Annotated in this window: 24 protein-coding genes; 15 read left to right on the top strand and 9 right to left on the bottom strand. The window is 42.2% G+C overall.

The genetic code is table 11. From position 1 onward, the window contains the following. Positions 1–72: 72 nt before the first annotated feature. The 3 genes from rnd to GSF04_RS00325 all read right to left on the bottom strand — a co-directional run bounded on the left by rnd (position 73) and on the right by GSF04_RS00325 (position 3,998). Positions 73–1,203 (bottom strand): ribonuclease D, encoded by a 1,131-nt coding sequence (gene rnd, locus GSF04_RS00335; RefSeq protein WP_211857006.1) that lies wholly within the window; start codon positions 1,201–1,203, stop codon positions 73–75. A gap of 77 nt (positions 1,204–1,280) precedes the next feature. Continuing rightward, positions 1,281–2,933 carry a long-chain-fatty-acid--CoA ligase FadD gene (gene fadD / locus GSF04_RS00330; RefSeq protein WP_211857005.1) on the bottom strand — a complete coding sequence of 551 codons (1,653 nt, stop codon included), beginning with the start codon at positions 2,931–2,933 and terminating at the stop codon, positions 1,281–1,283. 192 nt (positions 2,934–3,125) lie between these two features. Then, a complete protein-coding gene (locus GSF04_RS00325) occupies positions 3,126–3,998 on the bottom strand; it encodes an alpha/beta hydrolase (RefSeq protein WP_211857004.1) in 873 nt (290 codons plus the stop codon). Positions 3,999–4,185: 187 nt separating this feature from the next. On the opposite strand from GSF04_RS00325, the gene GSF04_RS00320 reads away from it, so the two are divergent. Further along, the gene (locus GSF04_RS00320; protein WP_211857003.1) at positions 4,186–5,478 is read left to right on the top strand and encodes an alkaline phosphatase; all 1,293 of its coding nucleotides are present in this window, start codon (positions 4,186–4,188) and stop codon (positions 5,476–5,478) included. Between the two features lie 77 nt (positions 5,479–5,555). Here the strand turns inward: GSF04_RS00320 and GSF04_RS00315 are convergent, their stop codons facing one another. The 4 genes from GSF04_RS00315 to GSF04_RS00300 form a co-directional block, all read right to left on the bottom strand. Beyond that, positions 5,556–5,852: a hypothetical protein gene (locus tag GSF04_RS00315; protein ID WP_174169193.1), complete on the bottom strand. Its 297-nt coding sequence runs from the start codon at positions 5,850–5,852 to the stop codon at positions 5,556–5,558. Positions 5,853–5,896: 44 nt separating this feature from the next. Continuing rightward, on the bottom strand, positions 5,897–6,583 hold the full coding sequence (tsaB, locus tag GSF04_RS00310; RefSeq protein WP_010605467.1) for a tRNA (adenosine(37)-N6)-threonylcarbamoyltransferase complex dimerization subunit type 1 TsaB: 687 nt from the start codon (positions 6,581–6,583) through the stop codon (positions 5,897–5,899). Further along, positions 6,573–8,411 (bottom strand): ATP-dependent DNA helicase, encoded by a 1,839-nt coding sequence (locus GSF04_RS00305; protein ID WP_249122377.1) that lies wholly within the window; start codon positions 8,409–8,411, stop codon positions 6,573–6,575. Before GSF04_RS00305 ends, tsaB begins: the two co-directional genes overlap by 11 nt. A 334-nt stretch (positions 8,412–8,745) precedes the next feature. Next, positions 8,746–9,090 (bottom strand): hypothetical protein, encoded by a 345-nt coding sequence (locus tag GSF04_RS00300; RefSeq protein ID WP_211857001.1) that lies wholly within the window; start codon positions 9,088–9,090, stop codon positions 8,746–8,748. Positions 9,091–9,368: 278 nt separating this feature from the next. On the opposite strand from GSF04_RS00300, the gene GSF04_RS00295 reads away from it, so the two are divergent. Further along, on the top strand, positions 9,369–10,373 hold the full coding sequence (locus tag GSF04_RS00295; RefSeq protein ID WP_211857000.1) for a hypothetical protein: 1,005 nt from the start codon (positions 9,369–9,371) through the stop codon (positions 10,371–10,373). Positions 10,374–10,465: 92 nt separating this feature from the next. Here the strand turns inward: GSF04_RS00295 and GSF04_RS00290 are convergent, their stop codons facing one another. Further along, the gene (locus tag GSF04_RS00290; protein ID WP_211856999.1) at positions 10,466–10,711 is read right to left on the bottom strand and encodes a hypothetical protein; all 246 of its coding nucleotides are present in this window, start codon (positions 10,709–10,711) and stop codon (positions 10,466–10,468) included. 336 nt (positions 10,712–11,047) lie between these two features. Here GSF04_RS00290 and hisG point away from each other — a divergent pair, with 336 nt between their 5' ends. The 12 genes from hisG to GSF04_RS00230 all read left to right on the top strand — a co-directional run bounded on the left by hisG (position 11,048) and on the right by GSF04_RS00230 (position 21,585). Further along, positions 11,048–11,947 (top strand): ATP phosphoribosyltransferase, encoded by a 900-nt coding sequence (gene hisG, locus GSF04_RS00285; protein ID WP_039495263.1) that lies wholly within the window; start codon positions 11,048–11,050, stop codon positions 11,945–11,947. A 4-nt stretch (positions 11,948–11,951) separates the two neighbouring features. Then, positions 11,952–13,247 carry a histidinol dehydrogenase gene (gene hisD / locus GSF04_RS00280; protein ID WP_211856998.1) on the top strand — a complete coding sequence of 432 codons (1,296 nt, stop codon included), beginning with the start codon at positions 11,952–11,954 and terminating at the stop codon, positions 13,245–13,247. Then, on the top strand, positions 13,240–14,307 hold the full coding sequence (gene hisC, locus GSF04_RS00275; RefSeq protein ID WP_211856996.1) for a histidinol-phosphate transaminase: 1,068 nt from the start codon (positions 13,240–13,242) through the stop codon (positions 14,305–14,307). Before hisD ends, hisC begins: the two co-directional genes overlap by 8 nt. Continuing rightward, the gene (hisB, locus tag GSF04_RS00270) at positions 14,304–15,365 is read left to right on the top strand and encodes a bifunctional histidinol-phosphatase/imidazoleglycerol-phosphate dehydratase HisB (protein WP_211856994.1); all 1,062 of its coding nucleotides are present in this window, start codon (positions 14,304–14,306) and stop codon (positions 15,363–15,365) included. Before hisC ends, hisB begins: the two co-directional genes overlap by 4 nt. After that, positions 15,362–15,952 (top strand): imidazole glycerol phosphate synthase subunit HisH, encoded by a 591-nt coding sequence (gene hisH, locus GSF04_RS00265; protein WP_138582846.1) that lies wholly within the window; start codon positions 15,362–15,364, stop codon positions 15,950–15,952. Before hisB ends, hisH begins: the two co-directional genes overlap by 4 nt. A gap of 11 nt (positions 15,953–15,963) precedes the next feature. Continuing rightward, entirely contained in the window at positions 15,964–16,698 is a 735-nt protein-coding gene (locus GSF04_RS00260; RefSeq protein ID WP_045990133.1) for a 1-(5-phosphoribosyl)-5-[(5-phosphoribosylamino)methylideneamino] imidazole-4-carboxamide isomerase, read from the top strand. Beyond that, positions 16,680–17,453, top strand: coding sequence for an imidazole glycerol phosphate synthase subunit HisF (hisF, locus tag GSF04_RS00255; protein WP_010377140.1), 774 nt, complete (start codon positions 16,680–16,682; stop codon positions 17,451–17,453). Before GSF04_RS00260 ends, hisF begins: the two co-directional genes overlap by 19 nt. Then, positions 17,450–18,061, top strand: a complete 612-nt coding sequence (gene hisIE, locus GSF04_RS00250) for a bifunctional phosphoribosyl-AMP cyclohydrolase/phosphoribosyl-ATP diphosphatase HisIE (protein ID WP_211856993.1) — start codon at positions 17,450–17,452, stop codon at positions 18,059–18,061. Before hisF ends, hisIE begins: the two co-directional genes overlap by 4 nt. A gap of 219 nt (positions 18,062–18,280) precedes the next feature. Then, the gene (locus GSF04_RS00245) at positions 18,281–18,781 is read left to right on the top strand and encodes a hypothetical protein (RefSeq protein WP_039495275.1); all 501 of its coding nucleotides are present in this window, start codon (positions 18,281–18,283) and stop codon (positions 18,779–18,781) included. A 391-nt stretch (positions 18,782–19,172) separates the two neighbouring features. Beyond that, the gene (locus tag GSF04_RS00240) at positions 19,173–19,964 is read left to right on the top strand and encodes a dermatopontin-like protein (protein WP_039495277.1); all 792 of its coding nucleotides are present in this window, start codon (positions 19,173–19,175) and stop codon (positions 19,962–19,964) included. Between the two features lie 115 nt (positions 19,965–20,079). Beyond that, entirely contained in the window at positions 20,080–20,841 is a 762-nt protein-coding gene (locus GSF04_RS00235) for a glycosyltransferase family 25 protein (protein WP_211856992.1), read from the top strand. Positions 20,842–21,036: 195 nt separating this feature from the next. Further along, positions 21,037–21,585, top strand: coding sequence for a YkvA family protein (locus tag GSF04_RS00230; protein ID WP_211856991.1), 549 nt, complete (start codon positions 21,037–21,039; stop codon positions 21,583–21,585). A 91-nt stretch (positions 21,586–21,676) separates the two neighbouring features. Here the strand turns inward: GSF04_RS00230 and GSF04_RS00225 are convergent, their stop codons facing one another. Continuing rightward, entirely contained in the window at positions 21,677–23,455 is a 1,779-nt protein-coding gene (locus GSF04_RS00225) for a PDZ domain-containing protein (protein WP_211856990.1), read from the bottom strand. 178 nt (positions 23,456–23,633) lie between these two features. On the opposite strand from GSF04_RS00225, the gene GSF04_RS00220 reads away from it, so the two are divergent. Beyond that, positions 23,634–25,166 (top strand): GGDEF domain-containing protein, encoded by a 1,533-nt coding sequence (locus GSF04_RS00220; RefSeq protein WP_211856989.1) that lies wholly within the window; start codon positions 23,634–23,636, stop codon positions 25,164–25,166. The last annotated feature ends 46 nt before the right edge of the window (positions 25,167–25,212 follow it).

Below are 25,212 nucleotides of genomic sequence, written 5' to 3'. Positions count from 1 at the left end.
CCACCTTCTTCGGAAGGTGGATGTTATTATCGCTTTCGCTGTTTATCTTTCACCTTTTAAGCGACAGGAGTGCTACTGCCACCAACTGTCTAGCTTATCTGCAACAAGCGCAGCCCTCCAGCCTAACGCAAGATCGGGTTTCATCAGCAATTGCTTTTCTTCCGGTGACTTTTTCCACGACCAGCTGATCACCTGATTGATTTGTTTTTTCGAAGCAAACACATCAACCGGAATATCGTTAGTTTTGGCGACTTCGGCGATAATCTGTTTAATATCCTTGCACGCTGCTTTGTAACCTTTAAAGTCGATAAGCCTTCTCACGCGTTGTGGACAATCTTGTTCACTTACTTCTTTTGCTTTTTCTATACAGGCGAGAATTTCTTTACCAGAGCGATTAACTTCCATTGGCTCAACACCTGGAACATTACGTAAACTGCCCAGTGAGCTTGGACGACGTTTGGCAATTTCTACCATGTTATGTTCTTTAAGCACGAAATTTAGCGCTAAGTTCTTTTTCTCTGCCTTGGCTCTACGCCACGCTGCAAGTTCTTTTAGGATAGCAAGATCTCTAGGCTTAAGTTGCCACACGTTTTTGACATCAAGATAAAGTACTTCATCTGGTTGACGGAAGCTCCTCTTTTGGGCAAGCAACTCACTCTCTTGAAGTACTATGTTAAATAGCTGCTTTTCATTTACTCGTGCTTGAATAGTCTCAAAACATGGCAGTAAATGATATACATCGGAGGCGGCGTAATCTAATTGGCTTTGAGTTAAAGGGCGGCGTAACCAATCTGTTCTGGATTCACTTTTGTCAATGTCAACGTCTCTAAGTTGCTTCACCATATTAGCAAAACCAATACAACTACCCTCACCTAACAACTGTAAAGCAAACTGGGTATCGAATATTGGTGATGGGATAAAACCTGCAAACTTTAGAAATACTTCGATATCTTCTGATGGAGAATGAAGTACTTTTAAAACACTAGTATCTGAAAACAACGTCCACAGCCTACTAAAATCCATATCGGCTAGTGGATCGATAAGGGCAAGGTGGTTACCATCAAAGATCTGTAACAGAGCAATTTCTGGGTATAGGGTGCGGCGACGCATGAATTCGGTGTCGACGGCGAGCACTTTGGCTTTCGAAATAGACAAGACAAATTCATCTAGTGCTGTTTGGCTTTCAATAACTTGATACTGCACTGTTACTCCCATGCAATTTACATAACTAGCGATATCACGCTAGTTATAAAAAAGCCGGCTAGTGCCGGCTCTATTTGTTATTCTTTTAACGCTCTACGCAGTATTTTACCAACGTTAGTCTTTGGCAGTTCATCTCTAAACTCAACTAGCTTTGGTACTTTATAGTTCGTTAGATTATCTCGGCAATGTGCAATTATATCTTTTTCTGTTAAAGATGGGTCTTTTTTAACAATAAAAACTTTAACTTGCTCACCACTAACCTCATGTGGCACGCCAACCGCTGCAACTTCTAACACGCCTTCGTGCATAGCAACGACTTCTTCGATTTCATTAGGGAAAACGTTAAAGCCAGACACTAAGATCATGTCTTTTTTACGATCAACGATGTAGAAGAAACCGTCATCATCATAAGTAGCGATATCACCCGTTGCAAACCAGCCGTCTTTTAAACATTCGGCGGTTGCGTCTGGACGGTTGTAGTAACCAGCCATAACCTGTGGCCCTTTAACACACAGCTCACCGGGCTCACCTTTAGGTGTTTCATTGCCGTTGTCATCAACTATCTTAATGTCAGTGCTTGGTGCAGGTAAACCAATAGAACCGTTGTAGGCTTCAAGATCATGTGGGCAAATAGTAACTAGCGGCGCACATTCTGTAAGGCCATAACCTTCCATCAGTTTTGACTTTGTCACCTTCTGCCAGCGCTCAGCGACAGGGCGTTGTACGGCCATACCACCACCTAAAGACATTTTCAGGGTTGAAAAGTCTAGGTCGGCAAAACCTGGTGTGTTCAACAAGCCATTAAATAAGGTGTTAACACCAGTGATTGCGGTAAATGGAACCTTTGCCAGCTCTTTTACAAACGCAGGCATGTCACGCGGGTTGGTGATCAAGATATTGTGACCACCGTACTTCATAAAGGTCAAGCAGTTCGCTGTTAATGCAAAGATATGGTAAAGCGGTAGCGCCGTGATAACGACCTCTTTTCCTTTATCTAATACTTTATCTAAACAGCCAGAGACCTGCTCAAGGTTTGCTACCATGTTGCCATGAGTAAGCATCGCGCCTTTAGATACGCCAGTTGTACCGCCAGTGTATTGCAAAAAGGCAAGGTCACTTAGCGTCACATCAGGTTTCTGATATTTTGTAGGATCTGCTGCAATTACTTCTTTGAAAGGAATGGTATTTGGCAGGCTAAAGTCAGGCACCATTTTTTTTAAGTGCTTAACAACAAAGTTCACCAAGTGCTTTTTGAAGCCACCTAACATGTCACCAATTTCTGTCAGCACTACGTGCTTCACACTGGTTTTTGGTAAGGCCTGCTCCAATGTATGGGCAAAGTTTGCAAGAATAAAGATAGCTTTTGACTCGGAGTCATTTAGCTGATGCTCTAATTCGCGCACGGTGTAAAGCGGATTGACGTTTACAACGGTACAACCAGCACGTAGTACACCTAAAATGGTAACTGGGGTTTGCAACAAGTTTGGCATCATGACCGCAACTTTATCGCCACGGCCAAGTTTCAATTCATTTTGTATATAACTAGCAACTGCTTTGGTTTTTTCATCAACTTGCTGATAAGTCAGTGTCTTACCCATATTGGTATAGGCTGGATACTGAGCATAATCTGCAAAACTTTTTTCAAATAATTCAAGCAATGAGTTGTAATGCTCTGGGTCGATAGTTTCAGGCATACCTTCTGGGTAGCGCTTAAGCCAGATTTTTTCCACTCTTAGCTCCTGTGTTCTCGTTATTTTTATATTCACCCTAAACCATAAACGATGTAAGGCACTTTAACAATTGAGCAAATACTCTAAAAACGCCATATTCCCACAATATCTGAGGATTTACAATCTAGATGCTGTTGAAACGTGGGCTTTAGCGCTCTTTGTGAACTTTTCTTTCCATGATTAGTTTATTCTTTACGCTCCTTCAGTTGTAAACGCTGTTTTGTCGCGGTTCTGGTGTGCTTCAATTAGCTTATAGCAAATTTCCGGGTTTTCCATATGGCAATGGTGGCCGCCAGGTATTTTCTCAAGCCTGAGTGAGTCGAAACAGCCCTTAAATTGACTATATTGTCTGACAATCATGTCATAGCCTTGTTCCGCTAACACCAATAAGGTTGGAATGGATATCCCATTGAGCGCCGACTTTGCTTGAGAGATGGAATACCTAAATCCAGAGTGATGCTTTAGTCGGGGATCCAATCTAAGTTGCACGCCATCAGGATGCGGCTGGGTATTTCTTGTCACAAGTAGCGCTGCTATTTCTTCAGAAACATCACTGATTTTACTGCGTAGTTGCGCAAGTGTATTTATATCAGGATAAACCCGTGGTTCAGATTGTTTTAATTTATCTCGGGAATTAAACGCATTAATGAGCTGGGTTTTGGTATCACTCTCTGAGGTACTCATAATCCCTATTCCCTCGATTAGTACCAACGATAAACAGCGTGTTGGATAGCAGCTTGCAAACAAGTTAGCTATCATCGCCCCCATAGAATGACCAACAATATGGCACGTTTTGATCTGTGCTAAATCTAAAAAGCACTTTAAGTCATAGACATAATCGATAAAGTAATAAAAGGCGTCGGCACTTTTCCAATCTGAATGTCCATGACCTGGTAAGTCAAGCGCTATATGCGTGTATTGTTTATTGCAAAATGGCGCAAACGGCACAAAACTGTTGCTATTATCTTGCCAACCGTGAAGGTAGATAACGGTTTGCTCTCCTTCTCCCCAGTGTTGGTAGGAGAATGGCCCGATTTTTTGTTCTTTTATCGCATATAGAGACATCGACGAATTCTTTTAGTGTTCATTGTACCATCATTGATTTATCATCTTACCGTGACATATTTGAACTTACTACTTTGATTTGTTGAAAATATTTTTATCGAACATCCATTTTATTACGAATGCGTTTAAATTGATCAAATAGTAGAGAATCACAAACCTTCATCACGATAAGTACACGGGAATAACAATGAATTTCAAAACTAGCCTTTTGGCCTCATTTGTTGGATTAGTATTTGCGGCTCCGACACTGGCTGCTCCAAAAAACATTATTTACATGATTGGCGACGGTATGGGGCCGGCTTACACAACGGGCTACCGTTATTTTAAAGATGACCCTTCCACGAAAGTGGTTGACCCAACGGTTTTTGACTCTATTTTGGTTGGTATGGCGCATACCTACCCAGACGACGACACGGTTGTAACAGACAGTGCTGCGGGCGCAACCGCCTTAAGTACAGGAACGAAAAGCTATAATGGCGCAATTGCGGTAGATACCCATAAAGAACATTTGGAAACGATGCTCGAAGTGGCGAAAAGAAAAGGTAAAACAACCGCGCTTGTTGCAACATCGCAAATCAACCACGCAACACCTGCAAGTTTCGCGTCTCATAATGAATCACGTCGTAACTATGACGACATTGCCAATGATTACATAGACAATAAAATCGCAGGAAAATTACCTGTAGATCTTATGCTTGGTGGTGGCACTAAATACTTCATTCGTGAAGATAGAAACTTAGTTAATGAATTTAAAGACGCAGGTTATCAATACGTCGATGCTTTATCTAAGCTTGATACGCTAAATAAAATTCCTGCGATGGGTCTGTTCGCAGAAGTAGGTCTGCCATTCGCAATTGATGAAGAGTCGCAGCGCCTAACTAAAATGACTAAAACGGCATTATCATTATTGGAAAACCAGAATGATAAAGGCTTCTTCTTAATGATTGAAGGTAGTCAGATTGACTGGTGTGGACATGCTAATGATATCGCTTGTGCTATGCATGAAATGGACGACTTTGCAGAGTCAATTAAGCTGGCAAAGGCTTTTGTTGATAACAACCCAGACACTATCTTGGTGATCACAGCAGATCACTCTACCGGTGGATTAACGCTTGGTGCGAATGGTCAGTATCGCTGGGAGCGTGATGTGGTAGCTAAAGTGAAAGGTTCAGCGGGCGAGATAGCAAAAGCACTCGCAAAGACAAAAGACGTTAAAGCAACATGGCAAGATCTCACAGGTCTTGAGTATGACAGTGCGATTGAGCTGAAAGTAAAAGAAGCTCTTTCACAAGGTCCGAAGGCGCTTAGTGTTGTCGTAAAAGAGGCAATTAGTGACGCATCTTTCACCGGTTGGACAACGGGTGGTCACACCGCTATCGATGTACAAGTGTTTGCCCATGGTAAAGGTAAAGAAGCGTTTATCGGCTCGCAAAACAATACCGCAATTGCTGATAAACTGATTGGATTTATTAAAAAGTAAAAATCTTCATCTATTATTTCAAACAAAGAAGGTCAGCATTTGCTGACCTTCTTTGTTATCGAGTCTTGGAAGAGGTATTACGCGTAAACCGAAACGCCAATCATACTTTTGATCTCATCTCGTCTTGCTTCCGTTGCAATTGCTTTGTATTCACTAATTGCTTGTCCAGTACGAAAGTTAGGGCGGTCGTAGATAGTCGAACGTTGCTGCGATTGGAACTGCTCCACCAACGCAATGCCCTTTTCACTGGTTTTGATCTGAGCGGTATTGAGCTTAGCCGTACTCATTTCTTCAATAGCAGGGCTCACCGCCTTTTTAGGCTGTGGCTTTACTTGATATGTACCTGCTTGTTGAATGATTGAATTTAGTTTCACGTTCTAGCTCAATAAATACGAAGTGCTTGTATAAAAATACGCCTTTATTCTCGACCTGGCAACTTTTTCCACGTCACAGTATCTCTTACATATTGCGGCTGGGCGTCAGCTGCATCCACAGATAAGCCTTGTGTGAAACTATCGTCGGCTATAAACAGCATGTAATAAGCATCCGGTAACGTGATATTGTCAATGATTTCGCATTCAAGCTGTGTGGCAAGCTCTGAGAACGCTTGCCATCCTGTACCAACACCGGCCGCGCCAGTTGATGTAAAGTCGATATTTTCAGGTTTAATAACTGTTTCTTCGGTGCTTGGTTGAATAACACCACGAGTTTCGCCATTGTATTGGCATAAGTAGATCTCACCCATACGTGCATCTATTGCCGACACTACGCTGGACTTGCCTGCTTCCATGTATGCCTGTTGCGCCATCGCTTGCAAAGTTGAAACGCCAACCAACTTAAGACCTGAAGAATAAGCTAAGCCTTGCGCAACCGCTGTACTTATTCTAACCCCAGTAAAACTGCCCGGCCCACGTCCAAACACAATGCCATCAAGCTCACTAAGCGTGATATCGGCTTCGCGTAAAATACGTTCAACTAAGGGAAGTATCTTTTGGCTATGCTGCTGTGGGCAAACCTCGAAGTGGCGAATAAACTTGCCTTCATAGTGCAATGCAATACTGAGTGCTTCGGTGGAGGCGTCTATGGCCAACAGGTTATTTTTCATTTTTATCAATATTCTCTAAAAATCGGATTGCCTTGTTTAAGTCTCTCGTGCGAGACATATCGGGCAAACTACTTAAAAACGTCTGGCCGTATTTTCTCGTAACTAAGCGATTATCGCAAATAATCAGTACACCTTTATCGTTAGCATCACGAATTAGCCGCCCAACCCCTTGTTTCAACGCGATAACAGCTTGGGGGAGTTGTATGGCATCAAAGGGTTCTAATCCACGCATTTCAGCGTCTCGCATGCGCGCTTGCAACAAAGGGTCATCTGGTGAAGCAAATGGTAGCTTATCAATGACAACACAACTCAAAGTGTCACCTCTCACATCCACGCCTTCCCAAAAAGAAGCTGTACCAAGTAGTACGGCGTTACCGTGCCGAATAAATTGCTCTAAAATTATCCGTTTCGATGCTTGACCCTGCATAAATATGGGATATTGCAGTGCCGTATTCAGCCCTTCGTACACTAAATGCATCGCGCGATAGCTGGTAAAGAGTAAAAATGTACGCCCTTTTGCAGCTTCAATCACCTGTTTTGCAAGCTTTACCAGCGCATGTGGCATTAAGTCGTCACGGGTTTCTGGCAAATAGCGTGGCAGGCATAGTAAAGCTTGCTGCTTATAGTCAAATGGACTATCAACAATAAATTGTGAGGTCGGTTTGAGTCCTAAGCTACGACTAAAGTGCTCTAGGGAGTTATCAACGGATAAGGTGGCTGAGGTAAATACAAAGCTTGCCTCAGTGGTTTTGACAATTTGTGCAAACTTACTTGATACATCAAGCGGCGTGATATGAATAGATAAAAAGCGTCTTGTGGTTTCGAACCAGTAACTAAATCCAGTTTGACTGGTATCAAAGGCACGTTCAAACTGATTTTTAAAGGTCATGACCTTTTCAAATGAGTGTTCTATTTTTTCGCTTCTATCCAGACAAAGTTTGAGCACTTTATAGAGAAAGTCTAAGTTAGCTATCACTCGATGCATGGCATCGCAAATCGGTTTATTCGCCAGCGCATCACGCCAATCACCACGAGCACCATCGCCACCAAATACCAAACGCAAATCGGCGACACTAGTTTCCAATTTATTGAGCGTTTTGCCTAGTTGCAACATATCTGGAATATCAGAACGGTAGATCACCCTTAAATCGTTAATAAGCGCCTGCAAAGCTTTAGTGCTGATAGTCTCACCAAAATAGTCACTGGCTATTTCTGGTAATTGATGTGCTTCATCGAAGATATAGCTATCCGCGGTTGGCATGAGCTCCGCAAAACCTAAATCTTTTACGGCCATATCGGCAAAAAATAAATGATGGTTGATCACCACAACATCGGCATCGACTGCTTTTAATCTTGCCTTTCGAATATAACAGTCTTCGTAGTCTGGGCACTCTTTCCCTAAACAGTTATCTGCAGTTGAGGTAACGTAGGGTAATACCTTTGCGTCTTCTTCGATACCCACACAGTCGGCTAAGTCTCCACTGTGTGTTTCAGAAGCGAACTTTGCAACCATGGCAAGTTGGTGCATAACATCTGGGTCGTCGGTTGGCACATGGCTCAAATGCTGTGATAAGCGATAAGGGCAAAGGTAATTGGCCCTACCCTTTAGCAAAGTGACTTTTTTCCCACTGCCAAGCACCTTTTTTAAGGTCGGCACGTCACGATGGAATAATTGCTCTTGCAAGGCCTTAGAGCCGGTTGAGACGATGACTTTACCTTTAGACTGAAAGGCAGGAATGAGATAGGCAAACGTTTTCCCCGTCCCTGTTCCTGCTTCGGCGATGCATTGTCCACCATTTTGTATGGTTTCTTCTACCGCAATAGCCATATCAATTTGGGGCTGTCTTGGTTGATAGCCCGGGAAATGCTGGGCTAAAGGCCCCGTAGAAGAGAAAGTCGTAGATACAGCCAAAGTAATGTAGTTTACAAACAGACAGGTCGCGAAATTGTATGTGGCTAAGCATCAAATCGCAACCGCTGTTTGGCAATAACTGAGTGTGGATACCAATTGAATTAATTCTCTAATCAATTTGAAGGGTGAAATAGCTTATTAGCTTCGTTAAAAACTTCTCATTTAGAACAACTAAATAGCAAAATTTTTGCCTTGCTACTAAAGCTATTTCCCCGCTTCGAAATAGATCATTTACTTAATACAACTGATATTACTTGTTGAGTTGTCGTTTAACCTTAATCATACCTACCCCACAAATAATGAAATACACGAGATACAAAGCGATGCGGTTAAGCCAAGTAGGTTCTGGCGAAGGCATGATAACACGCAAGTAATCGTTCAAAACCAGCATACCGACACCGACAATGATTGCTGTCAATTGAAAGTGGCGGTGATTGGCTGAAGAAATGGTAAACAAGGAAACTAGGAGCAGTACAAGGCTTAAGTAAAATGCTAAAACAGCCATGCTACCAGGCACAACACTGGGGGCTAACGCTAGCGCAGACAGACCTACAACGAGCCAACCTACGAGATTTTTTACTGATTTATACGACATGTTATTTCTCCTTAAATAAATGGTCGTTAATTTATGCAACCTTGTTTGATGTATTGAATACAAACAGAACTATCAAATGTATCGGTATCGAAACAGAACATGGCGAGTGTATCGATAATGGCACGCAAAATACAGTAAGAGTAAAGCGATAACAGCCTACATCATATTGATTGTATGAATAAAAATATAAAAAGTAAAAGCTGGTATCAAAACTGCAAATTAAGCTTACGTTAGAAAACACACAATAGTGATAATGGACACACTAAAAAGGACACAACATGTTTATTAAGTCGCTTATATATACCTCTTGCACGGTTATTATTTTGTATAGTGCTTTAACATATGCACAGCAACCCAATTCTCAAATAACAATGCTGGAGTCTGCTTTTTATCATCGTCAGTATCAGCAAGTCACTAAAATGCTTAACACGCTAAACGATAAAGAGCTTGATGCTGAAATAATGGCCGTGTCAGTTGCGGTTGCGCAAAATGATGATAATAAAGAAACACTGTTAAACACCTTAATTAAGCGCCATATAGACAATGCAAAGGTGCATTTTACTGCGGGTAATTTATGGTATCAAATTAAACAGCAGTCAAACCTTTTTAATAAACTTAGCTTAGTTGAAAAGTCTAACAAGCACTTTATAAGAGCCGCAGAATTGGCGCCAAATAATCCTGAGTACTTAGTATCTGCAGCGAAAGCATTAGCTATAGAAAGTGGCATTTGGGATTCTGAAAAAAAAGCATCAAAAGCGATAGTTGATAGGCTAAAAGCAATGGATGACCGTTACTATAACTTGGCTTTGATGGATTACTTACAAAACACACAAAATGAAGAGTTAGCCCTAAAAACGGTAGCTTCTGTGGGTCAACATTATGCACAAGATATCGTTTTGATCCATCGAGCTGCTAACTTATTGTGGACTTTTTCAGCGAAAGACGCAGCGCAGCGTTTATTCACTAACGGGTGCCTGATTGAGCATATCGCATTAAGCCAACTACCAACGTGGAGAGATGCTTGTATTTCATCGGCTTATTTAGCGCTTCAGCAACACGGTGATAAGCGTAGGGCTGTTGACGCTATGGAACACTTATTGGAAAAAGAGCGAGTACAGGATGAGCAGCATATAGAGTATTTAATGCTTCAGGCTGAGTTGTACCGGGAGCTCAAACAAAGCGAAAAGGCTAGAAGTGCCTACCTTCAGGCATTGAATCTCACCAAAGAGCGTTCAATTGAGCGAGATGTTCACCGGGCTCTCGCTGGACTAGACGATACATAAGCTGGGTTCGAAAAAGCGGGTGGGATATGTTGGGGAATAGATAAACCCTGGTATTGAAAGATGTTCAACAGGTTATTTTATGCAAAATAAATCTACGCCCATGTATCTAGATTCTCACCCTTATGTTCTTCGTGAGATTTTTCCTCCTCATCCTCTTCATCTTCGCTTTCTTTAATTTTTTCATGCTCAGCAGCTTGGTGTTTAAGTTCGATCTCGGTTTTTAGATCTTTCTTAACTTTTTCAATCTTATAGTGCTGCACACCAGCTACATGAAATGCAGACTTATGAGTTACATCTAGCCGTACGATTGGGCCTAAAAAAGGTTTGAATGCATCCATCTGTTCCCCCACTAACCTACTGTTGGTCTTACTTATTATCGGCTGTTATAAGCTATTCTTTAATTTGCGTTAAAAAATGATTGCCAAGTAGAACAAAATTATGTTTATCTATAAATGAACTTTTTGAACAGCAGATATATTACAAAGGTAACATCATGCTAATGACACTGACAGCAATTCATCATCACCATCATCATACGGGATAACCTGTCAGTTATTTCGCTGGTGGGTTATTCCTTAAAGGAACCTCCGGCGAAGCAAAAAGTATAGTCAAAGTTTATTTCGCCCCGAGGTTCCGCCTCGGGGTTTTTCGTTTAAAGAATTAGGAAATAAATAATGAGCAACAGCAACCGTTTAAGAATCGCAATCCAAAAATCAGGCCGTCTTTCAAAGGATTGCCAAGCCCTACTCAAACAACTTGGTGTAAAACTAAATCTACGTGAACAGCGTTTAATCGCCCACTCCACTAACATGCCTATTGACGTACTTAGAGTGCGTGATGACGATATTCCAGGCCTTGTAATGGACGGCGTTTGTGATTTAGGCATTGTTGGCGAAAACGTGTTAGAAGAAGTTCAAGCTGAGCGTGTTCGCAACGAGCAGTTCGCTGAAGTCACTAAGCTTTCAAAACTGGACTTTGGTTTTTGCCGCCTAGCGCTGGCGTGGCCACAAGAGCTAGGTCAACAGGAAAAAGCGTGGTTTAACGGCAAACGCATCGCAACCACCTACCCTGAGATTTTAAAGCAATATCTAAAACGTGAGAACATCGATGCTAGCGTGGTCATGTTAACGGGCTCGGTAGAAGTAGCACCTCGAGCAGGCCTTGCTGACGCGATTTGTGACTTAGTATCAACCGGTGCAACGCTTGAGGCTAATGGCCTTATGCAAGGCGATACCATCTTAGAATCTAACGCTTGCCTCATTCAAAATGCAGCATTGACTGACCAAAGTAAGCTTGCGCTTATCGATAAGCTAATGCCACGCCTTAAAGGGGTGAAACAAGCAAAAGAAAGCAAGTACATCATGATGCATGCACCAAAGAATAAGCTAGATGAAGTATGTGCATTACTTCCAGGCACAGGTCAACCAACTTTACTTGCACTTGCTGGAAGCGATGAATATGTTGCACTTCACATGGTCAGCTCTGAAACCTTATTTTGGGAGACAATGGAAGAGTTAAAGGCGCTCGGTGCTAACTCTATTCTCGTCATGCCAATTGAAAAGATGATGGAGTAACAGCATGTTTGATTGGCAGCAAGCCACCAGCGAGCAACGCAGCGAATGCTTGAGCCGTCCAGCGGTCAAAGTGGGCGATAAGGTAAAAGCAGCAGTTGAAAAGATAATTGATAACGTCGCTCGCAACGGCGACAATGCATTACTTGGTTATGCCGAGCAGTTCGACACACGTATTAATCCAAGAATACGGGTAACGGGATCAGAGCTTATTGAAAGCGAATTTGCGTTAACAGCTGAACTTAAAAGTGCTATTGACCAAGCGTATAGCAACATTAAGAAGTTTCACCAGTTGCAGTTACCACAAAGCAAGAAAATTGAGACTCAGCCAGGCGTGACCTGTGAGCTCAGATATCAAGCGATAGAAGCCGTGGGTTTATATGTGCCAGGTGGTAGCGCGCCACTGCCTTCTTCTGTATTGATGCAAGGCGTGTGTGCGCAGCTAAGTGGTGCAAAAACAATCGTGTTGGCAACGCCGGTTAAAGGCGATAGCCAAATACATCCTGCGATTTTGTATGCGGCTAAATTGTGTGGCGTTACCGATGTGATTGAATGTGGTGGTGCAGGTGCAATTGCTGCCATGGCGCTAGGTACTAACAGCGTACCAAAAGTGAACAAAATTTTTGGTCCAGGCAATAGCTTTGTCACAATGGCAAAACAGCTGCTTTCTCAGTCAGTGCCGGGACTTGCGATTGATATGCCGGCAGGCCCTTCGGAGGTGTTAGTGATTGCAGATAAGGGCGCTAACCCAGAATTTATCGCCGCCGATCTACTTTCTCAAGCGGAGCATGGGGAAGACTCGCAAGTCATATTATTGGCGTCTGACAGTCAACTAATCGAAGAAACTGAAGCTGCAATCGAGCGTCAACTAAGCAAGCTTAGTCGCGCTGATATTGCCAGAGCTGCGCTTAAAAACAGCACGCTGATTTTAGTTGAGAGCATAGAGCAAGCCTTTGAGATCTCAGCAGAGTATGGGCCAGAACACCTTATCTTACAGATAAGAGATGCAGAGCGTTTCCTGCCGCTAGTAAAAAACGCGGGCTCAGTATTTGTTGGTGACTATACGCCAGAATCAGCAGGTGACTATGCGTCAGGCACCAACCATGTATTGCCGACCTATGGTTATTCAAAAACCTATTCAAGTTTAAATCTGATGGATTTTTATAAGGCTTACACAGTACAAACCATCACAAAAGAAGGGTTGAGTAAGTTAAGCACAGCGATTTTACCTTTGGCACAAGCTGAGGGCCTAGATGCACACGCGAACGCCGTTAAAGTGAGGTTGGAGAATAATAATGACTAATATTGCGCTACCAAATAACATTGAAAAGCTTAAGGCCTACAGTTCTGCGAAAAGTGCAAAGCTAACAGGCACCACGTGGCTCAATGCCAATGAAAGTCCATACGCTCGTGTGCTTGAAATGCGCTTTGATAACTTAAACCGTTATCCAGATCCGCAGCCACAAGCGGTAATTGATGCCTATGCAGGCTACGCTAAGGTCGAGCAAGCAAATGTACTGATGACGCGTGGTGCCGATGAAGGCATTGAGTTATTAATACGCACATATTGTGAACCGGCTAAAGATAGCATTGCAATCTTTACCCCTACCTATGGTATGTACAAAGTTACGGCAGACACCCACAACATCGCTATTAATGAATTAAGCCAAACGCAGCTTGCCAATGACGATGTGGATACACTAACCGCTGCAATTGGCGACGCTAAACTTGTCTTCGTTTGTAATCCAAATAACCCAACCGGTGTAATACAACCTGCCAGCAAAGTCGCTGCACTTGCAGATAAGCTTAAAGGCCGTGCAATCGTGGTCGTAGATGAAGCTTATATTGAGTTCTGTGAAGAAAAAACCTGTGTTGAGCTTATCAAAGAATTCTCAAACGTTGTTGTGCTGCGTACGCTATCTAAAGCGTTTGCACTGGCAGGTCTTCGCGTTGGCTTTATGTTAGCGAGTGAAGCGCTATTGGCACCGGTGAGAAAAGTGATTGCGCCCTACCCTGTTTCTACAGTAGTGGCACAAATAGCAGCAACAGCGTTAACGTCAGATGCGATAACGCAGATGCGCCGGCAAGTCTCTATTTTGAACCTAGCAAAAAAGAAGCTTATACAATGGCTACAAGACAGCGAGTTCGTAAGCGCAATATTATGCGGCGAAGGCAACTTTGTTACTTTACAGCTAACCGACAAACAGTTTGTGGTTCAAGCGATGCGCCAAGGGTTAATCATGCGGCCATTTGTGCTGTTTGGCGAGGACAACTGGCTGCGGATCTCTATCGGCAACGAGCAGGAATTAAAACAAGTAGAAAACTGGCTGAAACAATGCCAAGTCACTGAGGAAGTATTATGAGCGCCCCCTATTTATTCATCGACCGCGATGGCACTATTATCGAAGAGCCAATAACCGATAAGCAAGTGGATAGCCTAGAGAAATTGGCACTATTACCCAATGTGATCCCAGCGTTATTACAACTGCAGTCGTTTGGTTACAAGTTAGTGATGGTATCTAACCAAGATGGTCTCGGTACGGATAGCTTCCCTCAAGCTGATTTTGATGCTCCTCAAGATAAAATGATGCAAATCCTCACCAGCCAAGGGGTCCGTTTTGAGGAAGTTCTGATCTGTCCTCACTTTGACGAAGACAACTGCCAATGTCGCAAACCTAAAACAGGATTACTCACAGAACTGATGCGTTCTGGTAAAGTGAATCTTAGCAAATCATTTGTTATTGGCGATAGGCAAACCGATATTCAGCTTGCAGAAAACCTCTGCATTGAAGGTATTCTCTACGAAGATAACTGGCCTGCTATTGTGACGCAGTTAACCACCTTAAATCGCAGTGCACAAATTGCTAGAAATACCAAAGAAACACAGATTTCGGTAGCGATAAATCTGGACCAACAAGCCAATGGAGAGATTTCAACAGGGCTTGGTTTTTTTGATCACATGCTAGATCAGATTAGAACTCACGCTAATCTTGGCCTGAATATTCAGGCGAAAGGTGACTTACATATAGACGAGCACCACCTCGTAGAAGACATCGGGATTGCCCTTGGTCAGGCCTTTAAGACCGCGCTTGGTACAAAATCACAAATCGCACGTTATGGCTTTGCGTTGCCTATGGACGAATGTAAAGCAGAATGTCAGTTGGATTTATCTGGACGCGCGTCTTTTGTACTTAATGCTGACTTTACACGAGATAAAGTGGGTAACTTGGATGTTCAAATGGTTGAGCATTTCTTTAAATCCTTCGCGGATAATGCGGCAGTGAGTTTAATTTTGAGCGTAAGCGAAGGTAATGCCCACCACCAAGTTGAGGGCTTATTCAAAGCATTTTCTCGTGCTATTCGTATGGCAATTGCAGCGGATGCGTCACAGCAAATGGCAAGTTCTAAGGGGTGTTTATGATTGCAATTATTAATACTGGTTGTGCCAATATTAACTCAGTGCGTTTTGCATTTGAGCGCCTTGGTGTCACGCCTGAAGTGATCACTGCACCTGAGAAATTAGCCCGCTTTGAACGAGCCATTTTACCCGGCGTCGGCCATGCTAATGTGGCAATGAAGCGCTTAAATGAGCAAGGCTGGGCAGAGGCAATAGCTGACTATCAACGGCCTTTGATGGGGATTTGTTTAGGAATGCAGCTGCTTTGTGAGTCGACTGAAGAAGGTGATATTCCGTGCTTAGGTCGCATTCCGGGAAAGGTTGAGTTATTAGAGACTAACGAGTTAACTGCACCGCATATGGGCTGGAATAATCTTCGTGTGGTGAAGCCCCATGCGCTCACTACAGGGCTTAGTGAACAAGATCAAGTGTACTTTGTGCACAGTTTTGCGCATACCATCAATCAATCGACACTGGTTTCGGGTGAGTACGGTCAAGCGTTTTCTGCGATTGTTGCAAACGACAATTATGCCGGCATGCAATTTCACCCTGAGCGCAGCGGCAAGGTTGGCGCGCAGCTTTTACAAAACTTTATTAATTGGCAGCTATAAAAGGACGAACAATGATTATTCCCGCTTTAGATGTATTAGAGAACAATATTGTTCGTTTGTATCAAGGCAAGTACGAAACCGCACAGTTTTACCCATTTAATTTAGCCGAGCGTTTACTTGAATACCAAAATGCAGGCGCAGCCAAGCTACATTTGGTGGATTTAGAAGGCGCTCGTGACCCGAGCAAAAAGCAATGGCGCACTATCCAAGCGGCGACTAAGGCTTTATCTGTTCCCTTTCAGGTAGGCGGTGGTATTCGCAGTATTGACGACGTAAAGCAATGGCTAGATGCCGGAGCCGCCCAAGTGGTGATAGGCTCGATGGCGGTCGATAAACAGCAAGAAGTTGCTGCGTGGATTAAAGCATGTGGCGCCGATAAATTTGTGATAGCACTTGATGTGAACAAAACCGAAAGTGGCTGGTCCCCTGCCACTCATGGCTGGCTAAATGATGCGAAAAGCGATCTATTCGAGCTATTAGATTTTTATGTTGAGCAAGGTGTAAGTGATTTTTTATGCACGGATATCAGTAAGGATGGCACGATGACAGGTCCATCGTTTTCCTTATACGAAGACATCACTAAGCATAACAGTGCAATTAAAGTACAAGCATCAGGGGGCGTGAGCTCTCTTGACGATATTGCACGGCTTGCAAAGCAACAAGTAGGTGGAGTGATACTTGGCAAGTCGCTACTTGAAGGTGTATTTAGCGTTGAGGAGGCTTTAGCATGTTATCAAAACGCATAATTCCTTGTTTAGACGTAAAAGACGGTCAGGTGGTCAAAGGTGTTAAATTTCAAGGCCATGAAGTCGTCGGTGATATTCTTGATCTCGCCCAGCGTTATAGTGAGGCAGGTGCTGATGAACTGGTGTTTTATGAGATCAGTGCTAGCGTCGAAAAGCGTTTACTCGATGTCAATTGGGTAGCTGAAATTGCCAGACATATCGATATACCATTTTGCGTCGCTGGTGGGATTAAATCGGTGGCTGATGCGGCTCGAGTGCTTGAGCAAGGCGCAGATAAGATCTCCATTAATAGCCCGGCCATTGCAAGGCCTGAACTCATTAAAGAGTTACATGACGAATTTGGCAAGCAATGTGTGGTTGTGGGCGTAGACAGCTTTTATGATAAGCAAACTCAAGAATATTTAGTATACCAGTTAACTGGCGATCCGAATGCGGCAAGTCGTACTCGATACAAAACGCAAGAATGGGTCAAACGAGTTCAAGATCTTGGCGCTGGAGAGATTGTACTTAATTGTATGAATCAAGATGGCGTGCGTAATGGCTATGACATAGCGCAGCTGAGCGCGATTAGAGCGCTGTGTAAAGTGCCACTTATAGCCTCTGGCGGCGCAGGCAGTATGCAAGACTTTGTTGATGTATTTAAACAAACTAATGTCGATGGTGCTTTGGCTGCAAGTGTATTCCATAAAGGTGTGATTGACATTCCAAAGCTCAAGCAGTTCTTAATAAATAATGATGTGGCGGCACGACAATGATAATTAATAAACAAAACATAGCAGAAGTAGATTTTGATAAGTCAGCACTCATTCCCGCTATCGTACAAGATGTATTAACCGGGGTAGTGTTGATGCAAGGCTTTATGAACAGAGAAGCCCTTGAGGCGACGCTAGAAAAGCAGCTCGTCACTTTTTATTCGCGTTCAAAATCGCGTCTTTGGACCAAAGGTGAAACCTCAAACAATGTTTTAACCTTGGTGGAAGTACATACCGATTGTGATAAAGACAGCTTGCTGATTTATGCAAAGCCGCAAGGTCCAACTTGCCACCTCGGCAGCGAAAGCTGCTTTGCGGACACCATGCCAGAGCTTGCATTTTTAGGAAAGCTTGAGCGAGTGATTGCCCAGAGGAAAAATGCATCTCCTGAAAGCAGTTATACCGCCTCTTTATTTGCTAAAGACTTAAGTCGTAGTTGTCAAAAAGTGGGAGAAGAAGGGGTTGAAGTGGCGCTGGCGGCGATGAAAAACGACAACGAAGAGTTGCTCAATGAGTCCGCAGACTTACTGTATCATCTTATTGTCTTATTACAGCGACAAGGGCTTACACTCAGTGAGGTGGTCAGTACGCTCAAAGATAGGCATAAGTAATTTGCGCTTTGGGTAAGTAATCCTTTCGCCTATCTTTTCGTTGGCTTGTTTCAGGCATAGTGCATTAACAAGCCAACCTACCATAATCGGGATAAATCTGTAATTAGATCAACCCCTGTTCATATAAATAAGGTAAACTTCTCATAGTCTTACAACTATGCAGTGGCAAAATATTAGTCTAACTTTAATGGTGCGACTGCGAACAGTATGGAACGGTTTATGAAAACAAGATTACTTGGTCTAATGCTGGCAGGGTTGACAGCTGCCGGATGTTCAACATTGACCCCTGAGCAACAAGAGAAGCTCGATGATATGTCTAATTGCGAGAAACTTAATGCACTTCTAAGTGCATCACCCAATGGGTTTTCTGCGCTTAAAGGTGCTGAAGTCGGCGCAAAGTTAATCAACTCTTGGCAGGCCAAGGCACATCTAGTTGGCAATAAATGCCAAATCATAGAAAGCGCTTCTGGAAAATCAAAATATACCTGTTCTGAGCAGTTCAAGGAATATGAAAACGCGGTAAAAATCCATAACTATGCGCAGAGTCTCGCAAAGCAATGTTTAGATCACTCTTGGGTTGGTGATAGCCAAAAGAGTGGCCAGCTAATGCGTACGGAAATTATGTCACCGAGCTCTACTAGCAAAATTGCAATTGAACTAGGCAAAGGCCTCGACAAAGTCACGCCATGGATCGTTACGTTTAATGTGACTGAAAAATAAGATGTAAAATATGGAGAAGCGTTGTGCTTCTCCTACCCTGTCCCCTAGCATTCCTCCTTTGCAATCCACTTCACTTTGTCTGTTTAAGCGTTAATAAATTTTTAATTGTTGCTTTACTCGATTCTAATGTCGCTTCGTGTGGCGTCTTTTATATGAAAATATTGAATAGTAATTGTGGTGTAACGCGATAAAAATTTAGAAAAAATAAGCAGTATATATTTTGAGTGGAGTTGGGATCTGCAACAGTCTATATTTAATTGATGCTTATTATGCATTTCTTTGGTTTTGATGTGTTAATAAAAAGCTTGTTTATTAAAAAAAAGTAGCATTTAATTCAGCTGCTATTTTTGTTGTTAGCGCTAAATTAACTACTATTTTTAAAGGAATTAAGATGAACACATTGATAAAGTTGTCTGCTCTATCCCTCTCTCTTGCTATGTTTTGTAACCCAGCTTCGGCTAATGAACAAGCTAAGCCATTTGAGTATACAGTAAATGGCAGTGTATATGAGATCCCCGCTTCTCAAGCTAAGAACCTAGATGAGATAATTGCGCTAATAGAAACTAATAACGATGTTTCAGGTTATGACGTTACTGAGACTAAGTTAGCAAAAACTGAGCGCACAGAAATTGCCAGTGATTTTTCAACGCTAGCTGGTGGTAACTTACGTGTTTATAGTGAACTCAATACGGGGTATTTAAATGATTTTGACCAAGCATTTACTTACACTTGTCCAAGTAATATGTTTATAAAATCAATTTCAAGCTACCATCAAGATAAACAAGAAGACAGACGTTTTAGCTTAGTCTGTGCAAAATTTACAACGGATAGCGGCAGTCGCATTTATCGTAAAACGACAAAGTGGAGCGGTTACGTAAATTCATACGACCAAGCGTTTAACTTTGTTTGTCCTAATGGTCAATTCTTTGTCGGAATGTCAAGTCGTCACGATAATGGCACAGAAGACCGTTTGTTTAACTTTAATTGCGCATCTATGGCAACCTCGAGCACAGGCGCTGCACTATTCGCTGAATCATGTATTACAACACAATACACAGGCTACGACCAACCTTGGACATTAGGTGGTAATGGTGCAATCATCGGCATGTCAAGTCGCCATGATAACAGAACGGAAGACCGTCAGACTGCAGTGAGTTATTGCTCAGCTGCGAGTGACTGGTAATACTTTCTTATAGAGTAGGGTTAATACCCTACTCTATGTCAGAGTTTCGTCATTTCACTGTCATACAAAAGTCGCACACTCAAAATGTAATTAGTTAGCGGATTTAAGACTCATTGTGACCAAACCGAATATTTTTCTCATCAATTTAGATTCTTGTACTGATAGACTCAAGGAATCTACTCTCCAGTTTGATAAGTACTCTCTACCCTTTGAAAGGATAAGCGCTGTAAAAGGTGCAGAGCTGAGCGCAGACGTTTTAGATACGAGTTATTGTAAGTTAAAAAACGCTAAGCAATATTTCCGGCCTTTAACATTAGGAGAGATAGGTTGTTATTTAAGTCATATAAAAGTACTGAGCAAAATTGTTGAGTTAGAACTGCCCTATGCTTTTATTTTTGAAGATGATTTCCAACTACACGACGACTTAGCACAGATTGACCAACTGATCGCTTCATTGCCATTTGATTGGGATATGATCAAGCTATTCCAGTCTCAGAAGAACAAGCGCACTCCGATTGCAAGCTTTCCGCTAAATAAATCACTATCATTATTTATGCAAAATAAGGTACCTGCCGGAACCGTTGCCCAGCTTGTAAGTCTCAAAGGGGCAAAGAAAATATTATCCACATCAATTCCTTTCGGCAGACCGATTGATATTGATTATCAATATTTTTGGGAAAAAGATCTGAGTGTTTTTGTAATGAGCCCTTGTCCTGTTAGCCATGGTGAAAAGTTTGCGAGTACCATAGATAGAGCTCCAAGTGTTACAGGAGCAAAACGGTATTTTTGGCGCAAACAATTGCTACAGATACATAAGTTTATAAAAAACAAGTTTTATCGCGGGCTGGTTCTCAAACGCTATCAACAACACTTCTAGTTATATGGTGCGAAAGCCGCTGTACGCCTTTTGAACAATGGGTTTTATACTTGTACGTAATAGAGAAAAATTCGTGTTAAAAGTGTAATTTATGGGAAGACTTCTGAAAAAGATGTGCTAGTATCTAAGATTATTGCAATAAGTTTAACTTTTTGCTTAAACCATTAATAATAACAACGTTGAGGGAGCACAGACGTGTCTATAGAAATCAACTTTGAACTCTCTGATTCAGATCTTGAACACTTCCGTGGAATGATGAAAGCTGCTATTGAAAAAAGTGGCGATGTAAGTGACGCCGAAATCATTGCTAAAGCGCGTGATTTAGTGGCTACGATGGAGAAATCCAACCTTCCTGAATTTGTAAGCACTCGTCTAATTTCGTTACAAACGCTAATTGACGCAGTGTTAGATGAAGAATGGCAAATGCCTGAAGATGAAAAGCGCGAGATCATGGCTTCTCTTGCTTACTTCAGTGAGCCTGAAGACATCGTTCCAGATCATATCCCAGTATTGGGCTATGTCGATGATGCGATTATGATTGAACTTGTGTTACAAGAACTGTCGCTAGATTTAAAAGCATACCGTGAATTCTGTGGCTTTAGAGCTACTGAAGAAGCAAGACGTGGTGATAATGCTAAGGTCGATCGTGAAAGCTGGCTTGCGGGCACACGCGCTCAGATCCGTTCTTCTATGCGTAGAAGTCGTTCTAAAAACCGTTCACGCTTCTTTTCTCGCATTATGTAAGTTAAGTGGCCCTAAGCTTAGCTAATTGCTTTTTAGCTTAGGGTTGTGGACTATAAAAGGGCTGATAATCATCAGCCCTTTTTGATTGCCATTATTTTATTTCATTTGGGTGAGAAACCCCCATCCACGCTTTATAAAGTAACGCTTGCTCGCTTGATGGGTTAGGTGTAAATGTTATCTTTTTAGGCTTATCATGGTCGCGGTCAAGCTTGATTTTCGTATTCATCAACTTATCACGACGGATAAAATCTACCGTGATTGTTTGACCAGGCTTGAAGTTTTCTAAGCTCGCTTTTAAATCTTTACGAACATGGTGTTTATCAAATGCAACGATAAGGTCGCCTGCTGTTAGCCCCGCTTGCCATGCATTCCCATCTCGAGCTACATGGGTCAGCTCCAGTAATTCACCCTTTTGTCTTGCCATACCATCTAAGCTAGCGATCATTTTAGCCGACTCTGGATAATCATAAACAAGTCCTACTTTGTCGAATAACTTGTCAAAGTCTATGTTCGCTGGTGTATTAACATATTCATTCCACCAAGTATTGTAATCTTGACCGGTAAGCGCTTTTAGGATGTTTTTAACATCTTCACTGGTGAAGCTGTTTGGCAGTTTATGCTGTTGGTAAAGCGCTTTATGAACGTCACGGTAGCTAATTTTTCCGTTTGACTTCTCGAGTAAATCGATATCAAGTGCCATGGACACCAACGCACCTTCTGAATAGATATTGGTGCTGTAATTTATCCCATGATCGCCACCTTGATTGATCCATTTATCAAAGCTCGTTGCAGCAACCGACTGAACATGACGACCAGGAGTTTTCAAATGACGATTAACACGCTTAGTCAGCATTTTAAGATATTCGTCATTGGTGGTGATCCCTGCACTTAGCAGCAAATAATCCTCAAAGTAGCTGGTTGAGCCTTCAGCTAGCCACAACAAATCCGTGTAATTTGGTGCGACGTAATCATAAGGAACCATGCCCGCTGGGCGATAGTTTTTGACATTCCACGTGTGGATGAATTCATGTGCTGCTGTAGAGATAAAACCAATATAGTCATCTCTTTCTTTAAAACTGTCTCTATGTCTTTGAATAATCGTCGAATTTAAGTGCTCTGTTGCCCCTCGTGCACCACTGGTTGCATGCACCATAAAGACATAACGGTCATAAGGATAATCGTGCCAAATGAGCGTGCCGGTTTGAACGAGTTTTTTAAGATCCGCGAGCATTTGGTCAACGTCATAGTTACCCTCGCCCCAAATAACTAATTCATATTTGCGGCCATCTACTTCAAATTTGTGTAGCTGATTAATACCAGTTTCAATAGGGGAATCTAACAATATGTCGTAGTTATCGGCTTTGAAGCTGTGTTTTGAATCGGCAAAGTCCATACCAGAGACAGAACGCCAGCCCTTAGGTACATTGAGTTCAACAGAAACAGGCTCAGATCTGAAAGATTCACTAAACATCAAAAAGCCAGATGCATCAATAAACGCGTGGGTGTCATCTATGTGTCTGGCTCGAAGACCTAACTCATTGGCATAAATCTGATATTTAACCGTCAGCTCGGTAGGCTCGCTAAGGTGTACACGCCATGTGTTTTTATCAATTTTTTCCCATTTTTGTGCTTGCCCGCTTTGAGATTTTGCGTCAAAAAAGCGTACGCCGTTGGCTAAATCCAATATCTCGTAGCGACCTGTACGCCAATCTGGAAGTTGCACATCAATGCTTGATTGTGAGGATTTTGGAAACTTAACTTCTACTTCTGCAAGGTGATGCTGTGGTTGTGTAATTGAAATATGGTAGTCGACGTCAGCATAAACACTAAAGGTTGCTGTACATGCTAAGGCAATAAGACTTTTCTTCATTATTTTTGTTTCGGTAATTCGAGATAAAATCAATTTACCAAATCAGCGACTTACACGCGAAGTAATATCGATGAGTAAACAGCAAACTCCGATACTTTACCGTGTTAAATTTCTGCGCATAACGGCGTAATTTGTTGTAGACTTAGTAACTAAGAGATTATTTTATGATTGGAAATCTGTGACTGACAATGCCGTAATGCTCGAGCAGAAATTAAAGCAAGCCATAGAGGCTAGAAAAACGCTTGAGGATGCAAGAAAACAACAAGTAGAACTCCTTACTCAATTTGCTGCAAAGTTATCCTTAGCCTGCAAAGGGCAAGATGTTTCACTTGATAATCAGTTAGCTAAATTTCGTATTGCACTTAATAAAGGCGTCGATTTTGAGCTGCTTGTGCCTTTTATTGACGGAATTTCCGAGCCGCTAAAGTCACAAGAAGTGACCAATTCAAATAATCAAAAAGCATTGCAAACGGCAATTCAGCAAAGCGGAAAGTTACTGCAGAAGCTCAAGGGATTACCAGATGAGTCGCGCAGAAAGTTGCGTCATTTATTGGATGTAGAGCTTGAAGATATCAACTCTACTAATGCTTACATCCCCGCGTTAGAGTCTTTGGTTTCTATCTACCATACGGTTTTACAATCAAAAGTAGAAATTACAGAAGAAACATCTCATAGCCATCACCCAGAACTAGCTGCTGAACTTCAAGCTTTGATCAACGAATTAATTTTCGAAGATGAAGTAATAGAAAAGGTTAAAGAGATCCGCGCAAGCGTTGCGGAAAACAACAGTTTAAATAATTTATATTCAGCAGCGACAGAAATCATTAAAATTATTGCGCAAACGATTGCCAAAGAGCGCCAATCCGCACAAGGTTTTTTGGTTTCACTGAATCAAACACTGGAAGAGTTACATCGCTCTATTGTTGAAACAACGGCGCGTTCAAAATCAACATCTAAAGAACTACAGTCGTTAAACAATAAAATAGAGTTAAAAATTCAAAACTTAAATCAGCAAACCCAAAACGCCAACTCAATAACTGAGCTTAAAGCCTTGGTCGACAATGAGTTGAAACTACTGAGTGCTGATTTGATAGAGCGTGAAAAGCTTGAAAAACATGAACGAGAGGCGCTGCTTGACTCGTTTGATGCAATTAATAATCGTATTAACACCTTAGAGTCTAAAGTTTCAAATTATAAAAAGCGACTCAGCGAACAAAAGTTCAAAAGCCTATTGGATAGCTTAACTAAGTTACCAAATAGAGCTGCTTTCGATGAGCGTCTAACCCATGAAATGCACCTATTTGAGATAAACGACTCAGATGTAACGCTGGTTGTTATCGACGTTGATCACTTTAAATCTATCAACGACCGTTATGGTCATAGTGCAGGCGACAAAACATTGCAAGTGATCGCACGAGCCCTTAAAAAGTCTATTAGGAAAAGCGATTTTATCGCACGCTACGGCGGCGAGGAATTTGTTTTGCTAATGCCAGGTATGCCGCTCACTCATGCTCAAAAACCGCTTGAAAAAGTAAGGCAAGTCATTAAATCTATACCATTCAAATTTAAAGAAAAAGAAGTCGAAATTACGATTTCTCTCGGTGCTACTCAGTTTGTCAAAGGGGACACTGCGTTGGGTGCCTTTGACCGAGCTGATGCAGCGCTTTATGAAGCGAAAAATAGCGGGCGAGATAGATTGTGTTTTAAGTAAATAGGGTTAACTTGGGTAAAGGCTGAGTGGCGAGACATTATACTCG

The organism is Pseudoalteromonas sp. A22 (assembly GCF_018141345.1).
GTDB classification, from domain to species: domain Bacteria; phylum Pseudomonadota; class Gammaproteobacteria; order Enterobacterales; family Alteromonadaceae; genus Pseudoalteromonas; species Pseudoalteromonas maricaloris.
The sequence above is the reverse complement of the archived record's forward strand: the minus strand, read 5'-3'. Positions and strand labels throughout refer to the sequence as shown.